Raw genomic sequence first — 14,368 nt, 5'->3', positions numbered from 1 at the left:
TTCCGGGGAGGCACCAGAAAGTGGACGTTGGTCAGATCCTGACCGGCCTGTACAGCGAGCAGGGCCGGCAGAATCCCTATCCGTGGTACGCGGCCCTGCACGAGCAGGCGCCGATCAGCGCTCTCCCGAACCGCCCCGCACAGAGCACCCTCACCGCGGTGGCCGGCGGGTACGACGTGGTCGACCAGGTGCTCCGCGACCCCGCCTGGTACAAGGGGGCTCCGCCCGGCTGGCAGGAGCAGGAGATCCTGCGTACCTTCCTGTCCTCGATGATGTTCATCAACCCGCCTGACCACACCCGGATGCGGGCGGTCTTCGCCAAGACGTTCACGCCGCGCCGGCTGGGCGCGCTGGAGCCGGTGATCGTCCGGATCGTCGAGGAGCGGCTGGACCGGATGGCCGAGGCGGGCGCCGACGGCGGCGAGGTGGACTTCGTCGCCGACTTCGCCTACCCGGTGCCGGCGCTGGTGATGGCCGAGTTCATCGGCCTGCCCGAGGCGGATCTGGCCTGGTACCGGCAGCGGGTCGACTGGATCGACGAGTACATGGACGTCGCGGGCAAGACCCCGGAGCGGGTGGCCCGCGCCAACCAGGCCGCCGAGGAGCTGCGCGCCTACTACCGTGACCTGATCGCCCACCGGCGCCGGCAGCCCGGCGAGGAGCTGATCAGCGGCCTGGTCGAGGTGCTGGACGCGGGCGGCATGGAGCTGACCGAGGAAGAGTTGATCAGCAATCTCATCGTGCTGTTCAACGCCAGCTTCGTCACCACCGTCTACATGTTCAGCAACGGGCTGCCGCTGCTGCTGGCCCGCCCCGACCTGGTCGCCGCGCTGCCCGGCGACGACGCCCTCGCCCGAGGCTGCGTCGACGAGATCCTGCGGATGGAGAGCCCGGTCCACTTCCTGGCCCGCTCCGCGCCGTACGACACCGAGCTGGGCGGGGTGCCGGTCAAGCAGGACGAGGACGTGCTGCTGCTGATCGCCGCCGCCAACCGGGACCCGGCCCGGTTCCCCGACCCGGACCGGTTCGACCCCCACCGCACCGGCCCGCCCTCCCTCGCCTTCGGGGTGGGGCTGCACTTCTGCCTCGGCTCGGCGGTGTCCAAGCTGGAGGGGCGCCTCGCTCTGCCCCGGCTCTTCGCCCGCTTCCCGGACCTGGCCGTCACCCAGCCCTACACGTACAGCGGGAGCCTGTTCCTGCGCGGCATCGACAAGCTCTTCGTCACCGCCGACGGCCGGGAGCACTGATGGCGCTCGACCCGCAGGTGGTCGCGTGGCGGGCGGCGCGGGCGTCCGCCGCCACCGCGCCGCTCTACACCCAGACCCTGGCCGAGGCCCGCGCCGCCGACCTCGCCGCGATCCGCGCCGGCGCCGGCGCGGTCGAGCCGGTTCACGAGGTACGCGACACCCACCTCCCCGGCCCGGGAGGGCCGCTGCCGGTGCGGATCCACCGGCCGGCCGGCGACGGCCCGCTGCCCACCCTGGTCTACTTCTTCGGCGGCGGCTGGACGCTGGGCAGCGTGGACACCGCCGACGGGATCTGCCGCCGGCTCGCCAACGCCACGCCCTGCCAGACGGTGACCGTCGGCTACCGGCTGGCCCCCGAACACCGTTTCCCGGCGGCCGTGCACGACTGCCACGCCGCGCTGCGCTGGCTGGCCGGGCACGCCGACGAGTACCGGATCGACCCGGACCGGCTCGCCGTCGGTGGGGACAGCGCCGGCGGCAACCTGGCCGCCGCGGTCACCCTGCTGGCCCGCGCCGACGGTGGTCCCCGACTCGCCGCCCAACTGCTGGTCTATCCGAACACCGACCAGCGGCCCGGCCCGGGTCCGGCCGACGACGAGGATTCGCTGCTGTTCAACCGGCACTCGGTGGCGTGGTACCGGCGGCACTACCTCGCCGACCCGGCCGACGCGGCCGACCCGCTCGCCTCGCCGCTGCTCGCCGAGGAGCTGTCCGGGCTGCCCCCGGCGCTGGTCATCACCGCGGAACACGACCCGCTGCGCGACGAGGGGGAGCGGTACGCGGCGCGGCTGCGGGAGGCCGGTGTGCCCACCGAGGCGACCCGGTACGACGGGATGATCCACGGCTTCTTCGCCATGCCGGGCGTGTTCGACGCGGGCCGGCGGGCGCAGGAGCAGGCGGCGGCCTTCCTGCGTGACCGGTTCGGGCTGGACCCGGCCACCTCGGCGGCCGGCGCGACAGTGGGCGGGGCGGACCATGGCTGAGCCGATCAGCCTGGCCGACTTCGCCGAGTTGGCCCGGGCCGTGCTGCCCGCCGCCGTGTGGGACTTTGTCAACGGCGGCAGCGGCACGGAGACCACCCTCGCGGGCAACCGGGCGGCCCTGGACCGGGTGGCGGTGCTGCCTCGGGTGCTGACCGGGGTGGACCGCCCGCGCACCGACGCCGTGCTGCCCGGTGGGACGTACGCCATGCCGGTGGCGGTCGCGCCGATGGCGTACCAGAAGCTGCTGCACGCGGACGGGGAGCCGGCCCTGGCCGCCGCCGCCCGGACGGCCGGGGTGCCCTACGTGGCGAGCACCCTGTCCAGCACGCCGATCGAGGAGATCGCCGCGGCCGGCGGCACGGTCTGGTTCCAGCTCTACTGGCTGCGCGACCGGGGCCTGGTGGCCGACCTGCTGGACCGGGCGCACAGCGCCGGCTGCGCTGCGGTGATGGTCACCGTCGACGTGCCGGTGCTCGGCCGGCGGCTGCGCGACGTCCGCAACGGCTTTGCCCTGCCACCGCACGTCAGCGCGGCGAACCTGCCCGAAGGCCGCGACGAGCTGGCTCACCAGGGCACGCCCGGGGTGTCCGCGGTCGCGGCGCACACCAGTGCCGTCTTCGCCCCCGCGCTGAGCTGGGCCGATCTGGCCTGGCTGCGGGCGCGTACGACGCTGCCCCTGCTGGTCAAGGGGGTGCTGGACCCGCGCGACGCGGTCCGCGCGGCCGAGACCGGCGTGGACGCGGTGGTGGTCTCCAACCACGGCGGCCGGCAGCTCGACGGGGCCCCGGCCGCCGTCGCCGTGCTGCCCGAGGTGGTCGCGGCGGTCGGGGAGCGGTGTGCGGTGCTGTTGGACAGCGGCGTGCGCAACGGCACCGACGTGCTGCGCGCTCTCGCGCTCGGCGCGGCCGGCGTGCTGGTCGGCCGGCCGTTGCTGTGGGCGCTGGCGGCCGGTGGCCGGGCCGGCGCCGAGGCGGCCCTGGCGTTGCTCGCCGCCGAACTGCGCGACGCGCTCACCCTCACCGGCTGCGCCGACCCGGCGGCGGCCCGGCACCTGCGCACCCTGATCGGAGGTTGACGTGCAGCCGGTTGACCTGACCGTCGACAGCCTGCACGCCGCCGTCGACGATCCCGCGCTGAATTCGATGAACTTCCTCAACGAGGTGGCGCAGCACTACCCGGACGCGGTGTCGCTCGCCGCCGGCCGGCCGTACGAGGAGTTCTTCGACTCCGCCGTGCTGCACCGGTACCTGGACACCTTCCGCCGGCACCTCGCCGACGATCTGGGGCTGAGCCCCGACCAGGTCGACCGGACGCTGCTGCAGTACGGCCGGACCAAGGGCATCGTGCACCACCTGATCGCCCGCAACCTCGCCGTCGACGAGCAGCTCACCGTCGACCCGGAGGCGATCGTGGTGACCGTCGGCTGCCAGGAGGCGATGTTCCTGGTGTTGCGGGCGCTGCGGGCCGGGCCTCGGGACGTGCTGCTCGCCGTCGCCCCCACGTACGTCGGGCTGACCGGCGCGGCCCGCCTGGTCGACCTGCCGGTGCGCCCGGTGGCCGGTGGGCCGGCCGGGATCGACCTGACCGACCTGCGCGAACAGCTGCGCCGGGCCCGGGCCGAGGGGCTGCGCCCGCGCGCCTGCTACGTGATGCCGGACTTCGCCAACCCGTCCGGGGTCAGCATGGACCTGGCCCAGCGGCGGCGGCTGCTCGACCTCGCCGCCGACGAGGACCTGCTGCTGATCGAGGACAACCCGTACGGCCTCTTCCCGGCCACGGACACCGAGCGCCCGCCCACGCTCAAGGCGCTGGACACCCGCCGCCGGGTGGTCTACCTCGGCTCGTTCGCCAAGACCGTGCTGCCCGGGGCCCGGGTCGGCTACGTTGTCGCCGACCAGCGGGTGGCCGGCTCCGACGGGACCGTCGGCCCGCTCGCCGACCAGCTTGCCAAGATCAAGAGCATGGTCACCGTGAACACCTCACCGATCGCCCAGGCGGTGATCGGCGGGGCGCTGCTGGCCCACGACTGCTCGCTGGTCGCGGCGAACGTCCGGGAACGGGCCGCGTACGCCCGCAACCTGCGGCACATGGTCGATGGGCTGGCCCGGCGCTTCCCGGCCGGCGGTCCGGTGCGGTGGAACGTGCCCGCCGGTGGCTTCTTCGTGGTGGTGACCGTGCCGTTCAACGTGGACGACGCGCTGCTGCACCGCTCGGCTCGCGAGTATGGCGTGCTGTGGACGCCGATGGCCCACTTCTACGACGCCAGCACGCCGGTGAACGCGCTGCGATTGTCGGTCAGCGCGGTCACCCCGGAGAAGATCGACCTGGGCCTGGACCGGCTCGCCGCGTTGGTCACCGCCGAACTGGCCGCGTTCTCTGCGCCGGCATGACACCGCGGCCTCGCCGTCGCGCCAACTGATCTTTTTGTAGATAATGGACGGATGGTCTACTGGGAGTACGCGTTGCTGGTCCGTCGGTATCAGGGGCAGGGCCGACAGTTCACCGTCTCGTTCGTCTGGTACGGCCCGGACGGGTCGCGCGTCGACGTGACCCCGTACGGCGACACCGCCGTCGCACACCTCAACCGGGTCGGCCGGGAGGGCTGGGAGCTGGTCAACGCCGCCGAGGACGTGAACAACGTCCAGGGCAGCACCGAGGTGCACCGCTACTACCTCAAGCGCCCGCTGGAGCGCCGGTAGGGTCTTTGCCTCACCGCCGTTGACGAGCGGTGGCGGTGGCGGAGGAGTCACGGTGGACCGCGATGCCCCGCTCGGCGGGCCGGGCGGGGCATCGGGGACCGCGGGCCGGTCAGCCCAGATCGACGGCGGGGTAGAGGGGGAAGCCGGTCAGCAGCTCGCTGGCCTGCTTGCTCACCTTGTCGGCCAGGGCCGGGTCGAGCACGTACTTGGCCTTCGACGGGGTGCCGTCCGGGTTCGACCCCTGGGTGGTCTGGGTGAGCACGGTGTGGATCAGCTCGGCGGTGGCGTCCATCTCGGCGGTGCCGAGGCCCCGGCTGGTCAGCGCCGGGGTGCCGACCCGGATGCCGGAGGTGTACCAGGCGCCGTTCGGGTCCTGCGGGACACTGTTGCGGTTGGTGACGATGCCCGAGTCGAGGAGCGCCTGCTCGGCCTGCCGGCCGGTGAGCCCGTACCCGGAGACGTCGATCAGCACCAGGTGGTTGTCGGTGCCGCCGGTGACCAGCTTCGCCCCCCGGCGCAGCAGCCCGTCGGCGAGCGCCTGGGCGTTGTCGACGATGCGCGACGCGTAGTCGGCGAACTCGGGGCGGCGGGCCTCGGCGAGGGCGACCGCCTTGGCGGCCATCACGTGCGGCAGCGGGCCGCCGAGCACCATCGGGCAGCCCCGGTCGACCTGGTCGGCCAGCTCCGGGCCGCAGAGCACCATGCCACCGCGCGGGCCGCGAAGCGACTTGTGGGTGGTGGTGGTGACGATGTGCGCGTGCGGCACCGGGTCGAAGTCGCCGGTGAACACCTTGCCGGCGACCAGGCCGGCGAAGTGGGCCATGTCGACCATGAAGGTCGCCCCGACCTCGTCGGCGATCTCCCGCATGATCCGGAAGTTGACCTTACGGGGGTACGCCGAGTAGCCGGCGACCAGGATCAGCGGCTTGAACTCGCGGGCCGCCTCGGCGACCTTGTCGTAGTCGACCAGGCCGGTGACCGGGTCGGTGCCGTAGCTGCGCTGGTCGAACATCTTGCCGGAGATGTTCGGGCGGAAACCGTGGGTCAGGTGGCCGCCGGCGTCCAGCGACATGCCCAGCATCCGCTGGTTGCCCAGCTCCCGGCGCAGCGCGAACCAGTCCGCCTCGGTCAGCTCGTTGACCTGGCGCACCTGGGCCTTCTTCAGCGCGGGGGATTCCACCCGATCGGCCAGGATCGCCCAGAAGGCGACCAGGTTGGCGTCGATGCCGGAGTGCGGCTGCACGTACGCGTGGGCCGCGCCGAACAGCTCCCGGGCGTGCTCGGCGGCGAGCGCCTCCACGGTGTCGACGTTCTGGCAGCCGGCGTAGAAGCGGCGGCCGATGGTGCCCTCGGCGTACTTGTCGCTGAACCAGTTGCCCATGGCCAGCAGCGTGGCGGGGGAGGCGTAGTTCTCGCTGGCGATCAGCTTGAGCGACTCGCGCTGGTCGGCCAGCTCCGCCCCGATGGCGTCGGCCACCCGCGGCTCGACGGCGCGGATCACCTCCAACGCGCTGCGGAAGGCGGTGGATTCGGCGTTCAGCGACATGGAACCTCCTGGTGACGTGCGGAAGGCCCAGGCGCTCGGCGTGCGTCCTTGCGACGGGACCGCTTCCCGATGGTGCTCCATCCCCACGCGCCAGTCACGGCCCGCGCCGATCCTACCGGGTGGGCTGCGGAGACGGACGGGGCCCGGCGACTGCTCGCCGGGCCCCGTCACTGGTGGTGCGACTGTTACTTCACGACGTTGTACGCGTCGACCATGCCGAACCCGTAGAACCCGTTACGGTTCCCGCCCGAGCAGGTCGCGTCGTAGCCGTTCGGGTTGTTCGGCCACAGCGGCACCGGGTTGTAGACACCCTTCGGGCAGGACATGCCCACCGCCGTGCGCTCCAGGAACGAGGACAGCGCGCCCGGGGTCATCCCCGGGTGAGCCGACAGCGCCAGCGCCGCGACACCGGTGGCGTGCGGGCCGGACATCGACGTGCCCTGCTTGTAACCCCAACCGTTGGTCTTCGTCGCCGTGTTGAAGGTGGTCGACAGAATCGCGTCGGTGGAGGTGGAGCTACGGCCCTGGGTACGGACCCGGCTGTCGCCACCCGGCGCCGTCACGTTGATCTCACCCTGGCCGTACGAGGAGTAGTAGCTCTTCTCCCCGGTCGGGCCGACCGCCGAGACGGTCACCACGCCCGGGGCCTGGGCCGGGAGGTCCAGGCAGGCGCTGGTGAGGTTCTCGCGGTTCTCCGGCGTCCCGTTGTTCGGGCTGCCGGTGTCGGTGATCTTGTGAGCGAGGTCGTAGTTCGAGTTACCCGCGGACGCGATGTTGAGCACGCCCTTGTTCTGCGAGTAGCGGATCGCTCGCTGCACGGCCTGCCACACCGGACGCTGGCGGGCGTCGTTGCGGCAGTTCAGCTCCCACGGGTCGATGTAGTAGCTGTTGTTGGTGAGCTGGAACCCGTGGTCGGCGGCCCACATGAACCCGCAGACCGCGGCCTCCGGGTAGATGTAGCCGTCGTTGTTGACCACCTTGACGGCGGCGACCTTGACACCCGGCGCGATGCCGGTCACGCCGACGCCGTTGACGGCGGCGGCGATGGTGCCGGCCACGTGGGTGCCGTGGTCGCTGGTGGTCGGGTTCCAGGCCGCCTCGGCGGTGTTGGTGACGCCGCCGATGCAGGACACGCTCTTGTCCTTGGCGATCTGGGTGGCCAGGTCGGGGTGGGTGCTGGAGATGCCGCTGTCCAGCACGCCGACGACCACGTTCGGGCTGCCCATGGTGACCTTGTGGGCCTGCGGGACGTGGATCATGTCCATGTCCCACTGCTGGCCGTACATGGGCTCCTTGGTCGGGTCGCCGGTGGCGTTGGCGAGCTCCTCCGCGGACACCTCGACGGTCTCGCCCTCGTCGAGGGCGGTGCCCAGGCCGGCGGTGGTGGCGGCCGCCTCGACGCCCGCCCCCGCCACCGCGGTGGCGAAGTTCGGGTTGGTCGAGCGGACGACGAGCACGCCGATCTGGTCGTAGCTGGCCACCACGGTGCCGTTGGCGGCCGCCACGCGGGCGGCGGCCTTGTCGGTCTTGCCGTTCTGCGGGGCGAGGACCAGGAACGTGTTTTCCGGTCCGGCTGCCGAGGCGGGCGCCAACCCGCCGATGGCGGCGAGGCCGACGCCGAGCGTCACGACGGACGCGGCGGCGAGGGTCTTGCGACGCAGGTTCTTCACACAGACTCCCAGGGGGCTGATCCAGCCGGCCCTACTACCTGGCGGGAAGCGGACCGGCGGAAAACGAGCGGGATGCTCACTTTCCAGTGGTTCAGCGTAGGGTTGTGATGTTGTGTTACACACAGCCGAACGGATGAACAACAACTGTCAGAAGGTGGCAAAGCCCCCGAGGTCGGGACCGGGCGTGTCGGCGGGGTGCCAGCGGGTAATCGCGCTGCTCCACCGGAAGCCGACAGCACGGGGAGGTGCGCCGTGGCGACCATGGTCCGAGAGTCGATGAGCCCGGTAAAGGACAAGAACTACGACCTGATCCACGCGGTGCAGATGTCACTCCAGCACCTCTGGCAGTTGGAGACGTACATCGCCGATGCCGAGGAGCGGGGCGACAGCGAGCTGGCGACCTGGTTCCGGAAGATCCAGGACAACAACCGCAAGGCCGGCGACCAGGGCAAGAAGTTGCTCGTCGACCGGCTTCAGCGAGAGAAGGGCTGACCGGTACGTCCCGGCCGGGGTGGGCTTGACCACCCCGGCCGACGCGTGCGGACTCCGCGACCCGCAGGCGCGGGCAGCGGCCGGACACGTCGATGGCGCAGAATGTCTCGTCCGACACGACGGGATGGAGCCATCAATGACGGTCCTCAGGGGTCTGCGCGAAGCACTGGTGCTGTTCGTGATCGCGCTGGTGGTGGTCGCGGTCGCCGCCGGCGTCTGGGTCGCGGTGTCCGGCGGCGAGTTCGTCACCCGGTTGGGCATCGCCCTGGTCATCGTCGGGGGGTTGCTCGGGGTCACCGGCGACCTCACCCTCAGCCGGGTCGGCATGCTGGGCGCCCGGGCCACCTTCGGGCTCGCGCCCGAGCGGGAGACCGGCGGCGGTGGCCGCGTCCTCACCGGTGTCGGGATCTTCCTGTTCGTCGGGCTGCCGCTGGTCGTCGCGGGCATCATGCTGCTCTCCTGACCGCCCGCCACACGGCTCGTTGCCCGCTACCCTGTGCAACATGGCGACCGCGGCGGCCGAGGAGATCCGGGTGGGACAGCGGGTGGTCCGCGTCTCCAGCCCCGACAAGCCGTACTTCCCGGAGCGCGGGCTGACCAAGCTGGACGTGGTCCGCTATTTCCTCGCCGTCGGCGACGGCATCCTGCGCGCCCTGCGCGACCGGCCGACCATGCTGGAACGGTGGCCGCGCGGGGTGTTCGAGGGCGCGAAGGTCGCCACCCGGCAGGACAACCGTGGCGACGCCTTCTACCAGAAGCGCCTGCCCGCCGGCGCGCCCGACTGGGTACGCACCGCGCACCTCACCTTCCCCAGCGGTCGGACCGCCGACGAGGTGGCCCCGAGCGAGTTGGCCGTGGTCATCTGGGCGGTCAACCTGGGCACCCTGCGCTTCCACCCCTGGCCGGTCTCGGCCGGCGACGTGGAGCGCCCCGACCAGCTCCGCATCGACCTGGATCCGATGCCGGGGGTGGACTTCGCCCAGGTGGTCCCGGTCGCCCACGAGGTGCGCGCGTTCCTCGACGAGTTGGGCCTGGTCGGCTATCCGAAGACCACCGGCGGTCGGGGTATCCATGTCTACCTGTCGATCGAGCCGCGGTGGGGCTTCGGCGAGTGCCGGCGGGCGGTGCTGGCGCTGGGCCGCCAGCTGCAGCGCCGGCTGCCCGAGCTGGTCACCACCACCTGGTGGCGGGAGCAGCGGGACCGCCCGGTCTTCGTCGACTTCAACCAGATGGCCCGCGACCACACCATGACGTCGGCGTACTCGATCCGGCCCACCCCACGTGCCCTGGTCTCCGCGCCGCTGGACTGGTCGGAGCTGGACGACGCGCGGCCGGAGGACTTCGACGTGCTTAGCCTGCCGGCCCGGTTCGCCGAGCGGGGCGACCCGCACGCGGGCCTGGACGACCGGCGCTTCTCGCTGGAGCCGCTGCTGGAACTGGCCGACCGGGAAGGGCTGGCGGCCCCGCCGGAACGCTGAGCCCTACTACCAGGAGTTCTGCGCCCCGTCGAACTCCTCGAAGACCAGCCACGAACGCGTCGACAGCACCCCGGCGATGCTCTGCACCCGCTCCAGCACCACATTCCGCAGGGTGGCGTTGTCCGGCGCCCGGACCAGGGCCAGCACGTCGTGCTCGCCGCTGAGCAGCGCCACGTGCTCGACGTAGCGCACCCGGGCCAGCTCCTCGGAGACCTCCCGCCAGGTGTTCTGCTCGATGGTCAGCGCGATGTACGCCGACGTGCCCAGCCCCGCCAGCTCCGGCGCCACCTGGGCCCGGAATCCGGTGATCACCCCGTCCTGGATCAGGCGCTCCACCCGGGCGTATGCGTTGGTGCGCGAGACGTGCACCCGTTCGGCCAGCGTACGAATGGAAAGCCGGCCGTCGCCGACCAGCTCGCGCAGGATCCGCCGGTCCACCTCGTCGAGCGGCCCGGCCGAACGTCCCGTTCCGCCTGTCGCGCCCGGTGCCGGGTTGGTCGCCTGGCTCATGGATCACCTCGTGTTCTGCCATTCGTCCCGCGTTCCACGGGCAACTTGAGTCAATCATCCGAGGGCGTGAGCATAGTCCCACCACACGTCCAGGAGGTCCCCGCCGTGACGACCACACCCCAGGCGGCCCGCAGGGCATCCCCCCGCGCCCGCCGGAAGGCCACCCCGGCCATTCCCGACCCGTCGGCCGGCCTGCTGCCGCACGCCGAGCCCGTTCGGCTGTTGAACCCGGACGGCACCCCGCTGCCGGCCCGGGACGACTACCCCGAGCCGCCGGTCGAGGCGCTGCGCGAGATGTACCGGCGAATGGTCGTCGGCCGCCGCTTCGACGTCCAGGCCACCGCGCTGACCAAGCAGGGCCGGCTCGCCGTCTACCCGTCCTCTCGCGGCCAGGAGGCGTGCCAGGTCGGCGCGGTCCTCGCGGTGCGCGACACCGACTGGGTCTTTCCGACCTACCGCGAGTCGATGGCGCTGACCGCCCGGGGCATCGACCCGGTCGAGGTGCTCACCCTGCTGCGCGGCGACTGGCACTGCGGGTACGACGCGGCGGCCCGGCGCACCGCGCCGCAGTGCACCCCGCTCGCCACCCAGTGCGTGCATGCCGCCGGCCTGGCCTACGGCGAGTCGTACCAGGGGCGGGACACCGTGGCACTGGCGTTCATCGGCGACGGCGCCACCAGCGAGGGCGACTTCCACGAGGGGGTCAACTTCGCCGCCGTGTTCAAAGCCCCGGTCGTCTACTTCGTGCAGAACAACAAGTACGCGATCAGCGTCCCGCTGTCCCGGCAGACCGCCGCGCCGAGCCTGGCCTACAAGGGTGTCGGGTACGGCGTACCCAGCGAGCAGGTCGACGGCAACGACCCGGTGGCGGTCCTCGCGGTGCTCACCCGCGCGGTGGAGCATGCCCGCGCCGGCAAGGGGCCGTTCCTGGTCGAGGCGCACACCTACCGCATGGAGCCGCACACCAACGCCGACGACCAGACCCGCTACCGGGACGCCGACGAGGTCGACGCGTGGCGGGACCGCGACCCGGTCGCCCGGTTGGAGGCGTACCTGCGGGCCCGGGGCGTGCTGGACGACGCCGCGGTCGCGGCGATCGCCGATGAGGCCGAGGCGTACGCTGCCGCGCTGCGCGACCGGATGAACACCCAGCCGACGGTCGACCCGCTCAGCCTCTTCGACCACGTCTACGCGGAGCCGACCCCGCAGTTGGTCGAGCAGCGCGAGCAGGTCCGTGCCGAACTGGCCGCCGCCCGCGACGAGGAGGGGAACGCCTGATGGCCACCGTGACCATGGCGAAGGCGCTCAACGCCGCGCTCGCCGACGCGATGCTGGACGACGAGCGGGTGCTCGTCTTCGGTGAGGACGTCGGGCAGCTCGGCGGCGTCTTCCGGATCACCGACGGGCTCCAGGCCCGCTTCGGCGACAAGCGTTGCTTCGACACCCCGCTCGCCGAGGCCGGCATCGTCGGCTTCGCCGTCGGCCTGGCCATGTCCGGGCTGCGGCCGGTGGTCGAGATGCAGTTCGACGCGTTCGCGTACCCGGCGTTCGAGCAGATCGCCTCGCACGTGGCGAAGCTGCGCAACCGCACCCGCGGCGCGCTCAGCGTGCCGATCGTCATCCGGGTTCCCTATGCCGGCGGCATCGGCGGCGTCGAGCACCACTGTGACTCGTCCGAGGCCTACTACGCCCACACCCCGGGCCTGAAGGTGGTCACCCCGGCCACCGTCGAGGACGCGTACTCCCTGCTGCGCGAGGCGATCGACGACCCGGACCCGGTCGTGTTCCTGGAGCCGAAGAAGCTCTACTTCTCCAGCGGCGAGGCGGAACTGCCGGCCCGCACCGCGCCGTTCGGCCAGGCCGTCGTGCGCCGGGCCGGCACCGACGCCACCCTCGTCGCGTACGGGCCGGCGGTGCCGGTCGCGCTGGAGGCAGCCGAGGCCGCCCGCGAGGAGGGCTGGGACCTGGAGGTCGTCGACGTGCGCAGCATCGTGCCGTTCGACGACGCCACGGTCACCGCGTCGGTCCGCAAGACCGGCCGCTGCGTGGTGCTCCAGGAAGCGCAGGGCTTCGCCGGGGTCGGTGCGGAGATCGCCGCCCGGGTGCAGGAGCGCTGCTTCCACGCGCTGCACGCCCCGGTGCTGCGGGTGTCCGGCCTGGACATCCCGTACCCGGCGCCGATGCTGGAGCACACCCACCTGCCCTCGGTCGACCGGGTCCTGGACACCGTGGCCCGGCTGCAGTGGGACGACCAGCCGGACAACCGGTGGGTGAAGGCATGAGCACGAAAGATTTTCTCCTGCCCGACCTTGGGGAGGGGCTGAGCGAGGCGGAGATCGTCGAGTGGCGGGTCGCCGTCGGCGACGTGGTCACCGTGGACCAGAGCGTGGTCGAGGTGGAGACCGCCAAGGCCGTGGTCGACGTGCCCTGCCCGTACGCGGGTCGGGTCGTCGCGCTGCACGGCGCGGCGGGTGAGGTGCGCCCGGTCGGCCAGCCGCTGATCACCATCGCCTCCCTCGACACCGGCGACGGCGCGGAGCCCGCCGGGCACGCCACCTACCGCGAGGAGGAGCGGGCCGGCTCCGGCAACGTGCTGATCGGCTACGGCACCGGCCACGGTGGCTCCGGCCGTCGGCGGCGCCGGCCCCGGCTGGCCGTCGCGCCGGAATCCACCGCCGAGACCCCGGCCGGCCCGGCGGAGAGCGGTGCCCCGGCGGCGCCGTCCGCCGGTCCCGGCCGGAACGGCGGGGCGTCGGCCGGCGGAGGCACCCCGGCGGCCGACGCCCCGACCGGAACCGGCGGGCGCGCGGGTACGGCCGGGCCCGTCCTGGTCATCTCGCCGATCGTGCGTCGGCTGGCCAGGGAACGCGGTGTGGACCTGGCGTCGCTGCGCGGCACCGGGCCCGGCGGGGTGATCCGCCGCGCCGACGTGGAGGCCGCGCCGGCGGCGGGCCGCGCTGCCGTGCCGGACGCCCCCGAGGCGCATGTCGGGCTCGCGGCCGGCGGCGACGGGGACACGGTCATCCCGCTCACCGGCATCCGCCGGGCGATCGCCGACAAGCTGTCCCGCAGCCGGCGGGAGATCCCCGAGGTGACCATCTGGGTGGACGTGGACGCCACCGGGCTGCTGGAGACCCGGGCGGCGATCAACGCGGCCAGCCCGGACGCCCCGGTCAGCATCCTCGCCCTGCTGGCCCGGATCTGTCTCAGCGGGCTGCGTCGGTATCCGCAGCTCAACGCCCAGGTCGACACGGCGGGGCAGCGGATCATCCAGTCTGCCGGGGTGCACCTGGGCATCGCCGCGCAGACCGACCGTGGCCTGGTGGTCCCGGTGCTGCGGGACGCGCAGCGGCTGACCACCCGCGAGCTTGCCGCGGCGCTGGCGGAGACCACCGCCGCGGCCCGATCGGGCACCCTGCCTCCGGCGCGGCTGACCGGCGGCACCTTCACCCTGAACAACTACGGGGTGTTCGGGGTGGACGGCTCGACCCCGATCATCAACCACCCCGAGGCGGCGTTGCTCGGGGTGGGCCGGATCGTCGACAAGCCCTGGGTGGTCGACGGTCAGCTCGCGGTTCGCAAGGTGACTCAGCTCAGCCTCACCTTCGACCACCGGGTCTGTGACGGCGGTGTGGCGGGTGGCTTCCTGCGCCACGTCGCGGACTGTGTCGAGCAGCCCGCGCTGCTGGTGGCGAACGTCTGAAATCCGCCCCCCGGGGCCGGTCACCCTCTGCTGGGTGACC

14 protein-coding genes and 1 riboswitch are annotated in these 14,368 nt (G+C 72.6%); of the genes, 11 read left to right on the top strand and 3 right to left on the bottom strand.

Features of this window, described 5'->3' with window-relative positions; translation table 11 throughout:
- Window positions 1-20 precede the first annotated feature (20 nt).
- Genes AB0C02_RS14545 through AB0C02_RS14525 form a run of 5 tightly spaced genes read left to right on the top strand, consistent with a single transcriptional unit; the run spans window position 21 to window position 4,929 of the window.
- Window positions 21-1,247, top strand: a complete 1,227-nt coding sequence (locus tag AB0C02_RS14545; RefSeq protein WP_357548184.1) for a cytochrome P450 — start codon at window positions 21-23, stop codon at window positions 1,245-1,247.
- Complete coding sequence (locus AB0C02_RS14540; protein WP_357548182.1) at window positions 1,247-2,230, top strand: alpha/beta hydrolase; 984 nt, start codon at window positions 1,247-1,249, stop codon at window positions 2,228-2,230. Before AB0C02_RS14545 ends, AB0C02_RS14540 begins: the two co-directional genes overlap by 1 nt.
- Window positions 2,223-3,305, top strand: coding sequence for an alpha-hydroxy acid oxidase (locus tag AB0C02_RS14535; protein WP_357548179.1), 1,083 nt, complete (start codon window positions 2,223-2,225; stop codon window positions 3,303-3,305). The genes AB0C02_RS14540 and AB0C02_RS14535 overlap by 8 nt, the downstream gene beginning before the upstream one ends.
- Before the next feature lies 1 nt (window position 3,306).
- Window positions 3,307-4,620: a PLP-dependent aminotransferase family protein gene (locus AB0C02_RS14530; RefSeq protein WP_357548176.1), complete on the top strand. Its 1,314-nt coding sequence runs from the start codon at window positions 3,307-3,309 to the stop codon at window positions 4,618-4,620.
- Window positions 4,621-4,671: 51 nt separating this feature from the next.
- Window positions 4,672-4,929, top strand: coding sequence for a hypothetical protein (locus AB0C02_RS14525; protein WP_357548172.1), 258 nt, complete (start codon window positions 4,672-4,674; stop codon window positions 4,927-4,929).
- A gap of 109 nt (window positions 4,930-5,038) precedes the next feature.
- Here the strand turns inward: AB0C02_RS14525 and AB0C02_RS14520 are convergent, their stop codons facing one another.
- Together AB0C02_RS14520 and AB0C02_RS14515 are read right to left on the bottom strand one after the other, a co-directional pair.
- Complete coding sequence (locus tag AB0C02_RS14520) at window positions 5,039-6,475, bottom strand: glycine hydroxymethyltransferase (protein ID WP_357548170.1); 1,437 nt, start codon at window positions 6,473-6,475, stop codon at window positions 5,039-5,041.
- A gap of 18 nt (window positions 6,476-6,493) precedes the next feature.
- A riboswitch (ZMP/ZTP riboswitch) is annotated at window positions 6,494-6,583 on the bottom strand.
- Between the two features lie 77 nt (window positions 6,584-6,660).
- Window positions 6,661-8,145 carry a S8 family serine peptidase gene (locus AB0C02_RS14515; RefSeq protein ID WP_357548168.1) on the bottom strand — a complete coding sequence of 495 codons (1,485 nt, stop codon included), beginning with the start codon at window positions 8,143-8,145 and terminating at the stop codon, window positions 6,661-6,663.
- A 261-nt stretch (window positions 8,146-8,406) separates the two neighbouring features.
- Between AB0C02_RS14515 and AB0C02_RS14510 the strand changes: the two genes are divergently transcribed.
- The 3 genes from AB0C02_RS14510 to AB0C02_RS14500 all read left to right on the top strand — a co-directional run bounded on the left by AB0C02_RS14510 (window position 8,407) and on the right by AB0C02_RS14500 (window position 10,115).
- Window positions 8,407-8,637, top strand: coding sequence for a hypothetical protein (locus tag AB0C02_RS14510; protein ID WP_357548338.1), 231 nt, complete (start codon window positions 8,407-8,409; stop codon window positions 8,635-8,637).
- Window positions 8,638-8,773: 136 nt separating this feature from the next.
- Complete coding sequence (locus tag AB0C02_RS14505; RefSeq protein ID WP_357548167.1) at window positions 8,774-9,100, top strand: hypothetical protein; 327 nt, start codon at window positions 8,774-8,776, stop codon at window positions 9,098-9,100.
- A gap of 40 nt (window positions 9,101-9,140) precedes the next feature.
- Window positions 9,141-10,115 carry a DNA primase small subunit domain-containing protein gene (locus AB0C02_RS14500; protein ID WP_357548166.1) on the top strand — a complete coding sequence of 325 codons (975 nt, stop codon included), beginning with the start codon at window positions 9,141-9,143 and terminating at the stop codon, window positions 10,113-10,115.
- A gap of 6 nt (window positions 10,116-10,121) precedes the next feature.
- Here AB0C02_RS14500 and AB0C02_RS14495 read toward each other — a convergent pair whose 3' ends face one another.
- A complete protein-coding gene (locus tag AB0C02_RS14495) occupies window positions 10,122-10,625 on the bottom strand; it encodes an Lrp/AsnC family transcriptional regulator (RefSeq protein WP_357548165.1) in 504 nt (167 codons plus the stop codon).
- Between the two features lie 72 nt (window positions 10,626-10,697).
- Here AB0C02_RS14495 and pdhA point away from each other — a divergent pair, with 72 nt between their 5' ends.
- Genes pdhA through AB0C02_RS14480 form a run of 3 tightly spaced genes read left to right on the top strand, consistent with a single transcriptional unit; the run spans window position 10,698 to window position 14,328 of the window.
- Window positions 10,698-11,903, top strand: coding sequence for a pyruvate dehydrogenase (acetyl-transferring) E1 component subunit alpha (gene pdhA, locus AB0C02_RS14490; RefSeq protein WP_357548337.1), 1,206 nt, complete (start codon window positions 10,698-10,700; stop codon window positions 11,901-11,903).
- Window positions 11,903-12,907: an alpha-ketoacid dehydrogenase subunit beta gene (locus AB0C02_RS14485; RefSeq protein ID WP_357548163.1), complete on the top strand. Its 1,005-nt coding sequence runs from the start codon at window positions 11,903-11,905 to the stop codon at window positions 12,905-12,907. Before pdhA ends, AB0C02_RS14485 begins: the two co-directional genes overlap by 1 nt.
- On the top strand, window positions 12,904-14,328 hold the full coding sequence (locus tag AB0C02_RS14480; RefSeq protein WP_357548160.1) for a dihydrolipoamide acetyltransferase family protein: 1,425 nt from the start codon (window positions 12,904-12,906) through the stop codon (window positions 14,326-14,328). The genes AB0C02_RS14485 and AB0C02_RS14480 overlap by 4 nt, the downstream gene beginning before the upstream one ends.
- Window positions 14,329-14,368: the final 40 nt, after the last annotated feature.

Origin of the sequence: Micromonospora sp. NPDC048999, from assembly GCF_040649295.1 — a bacterium.
Lineage (GTDB): Bacteria > Actinomycetota > Actinomycetes > Mycobacteriales > Micromonosporaceae > Micromonospora.
The sequence above is the reverse complement of the archived record's forward strand: the minus strand, read 5'-3'. Positions and strand labels throughout refer to the sequence as shown.

Coding starts and splice junctions, on each gene's coding strand:
- AB0C02_RS14495 (WP_357548165.1), bottom strand. CDS start 10,625: ATGAGCCAGGCGACCAACCCGGCACCGGGCGCGACAGGCGGAACGGGA.
- AB0C02_RS14500 (WP_357548166.1), top strand. CDS start 9,141: ATGGCGACCGCGGCGGCCGAGGAGATCCGGGTGGGACAGCGGGTGGTC.
- AB0C02_RS14485 (WP_357548163.1), top strand. CDS start 11,903: ATGGCCACCGTGACCATGGCGAAGGCGCTCAACGCCGCGCTCGCCGAC.
- AB0C02_RS14535 (WP_357548179.1), top strand. CDS start 2,223: ATGGCTGAGCCGATCAGCCTGGCCGACTTCGCCGAGTTGGCCCGGGCC.
- AB0C02_RS14505 (WP_357548167.1), top strand. CDS start 8,774: ATGACGGTCCTCAGGGGTCTGCGCGAAGCACTGGTGCTGTTCGTGATC.
- AB0C02_RS14480 (WP_357548160.1), top strand. CDS start 12,904: ATGAGCACGAAAGATTTTCTCCTGCCCGACCTTGGGGAGGGGCTGAGC.
- AB0C02_RS14510 (WP_357548338.1), top strand. CDS start 8,407: ATGGTCCGAGAGTCGATGAGCCCGGTAAAGGACAAGAACTACGACCTG.
- AB0C02_RS14520 (WP_357548170.1), bottom strand. CDS start 6,475: ATGTCGCTGAACGCCGAATCCACCGCCTTCCGCAGCGCGTTGGAGGTG.
- AB0C02_RS14525 (WP_357548172.1), top strand. CDS start 4,672: ATGGTCTACTGGGAGTACGCGTTGCTGGTCCGTCGGTATCAGGGGCAG.
- AB0C02_RS14540 (WP_357548182.1), top strand. CDS start 1,247: ATGGCGCTCGACCCGCAGGTGGTCGCGTGGCGGGCGGCGCGGGCGTCC.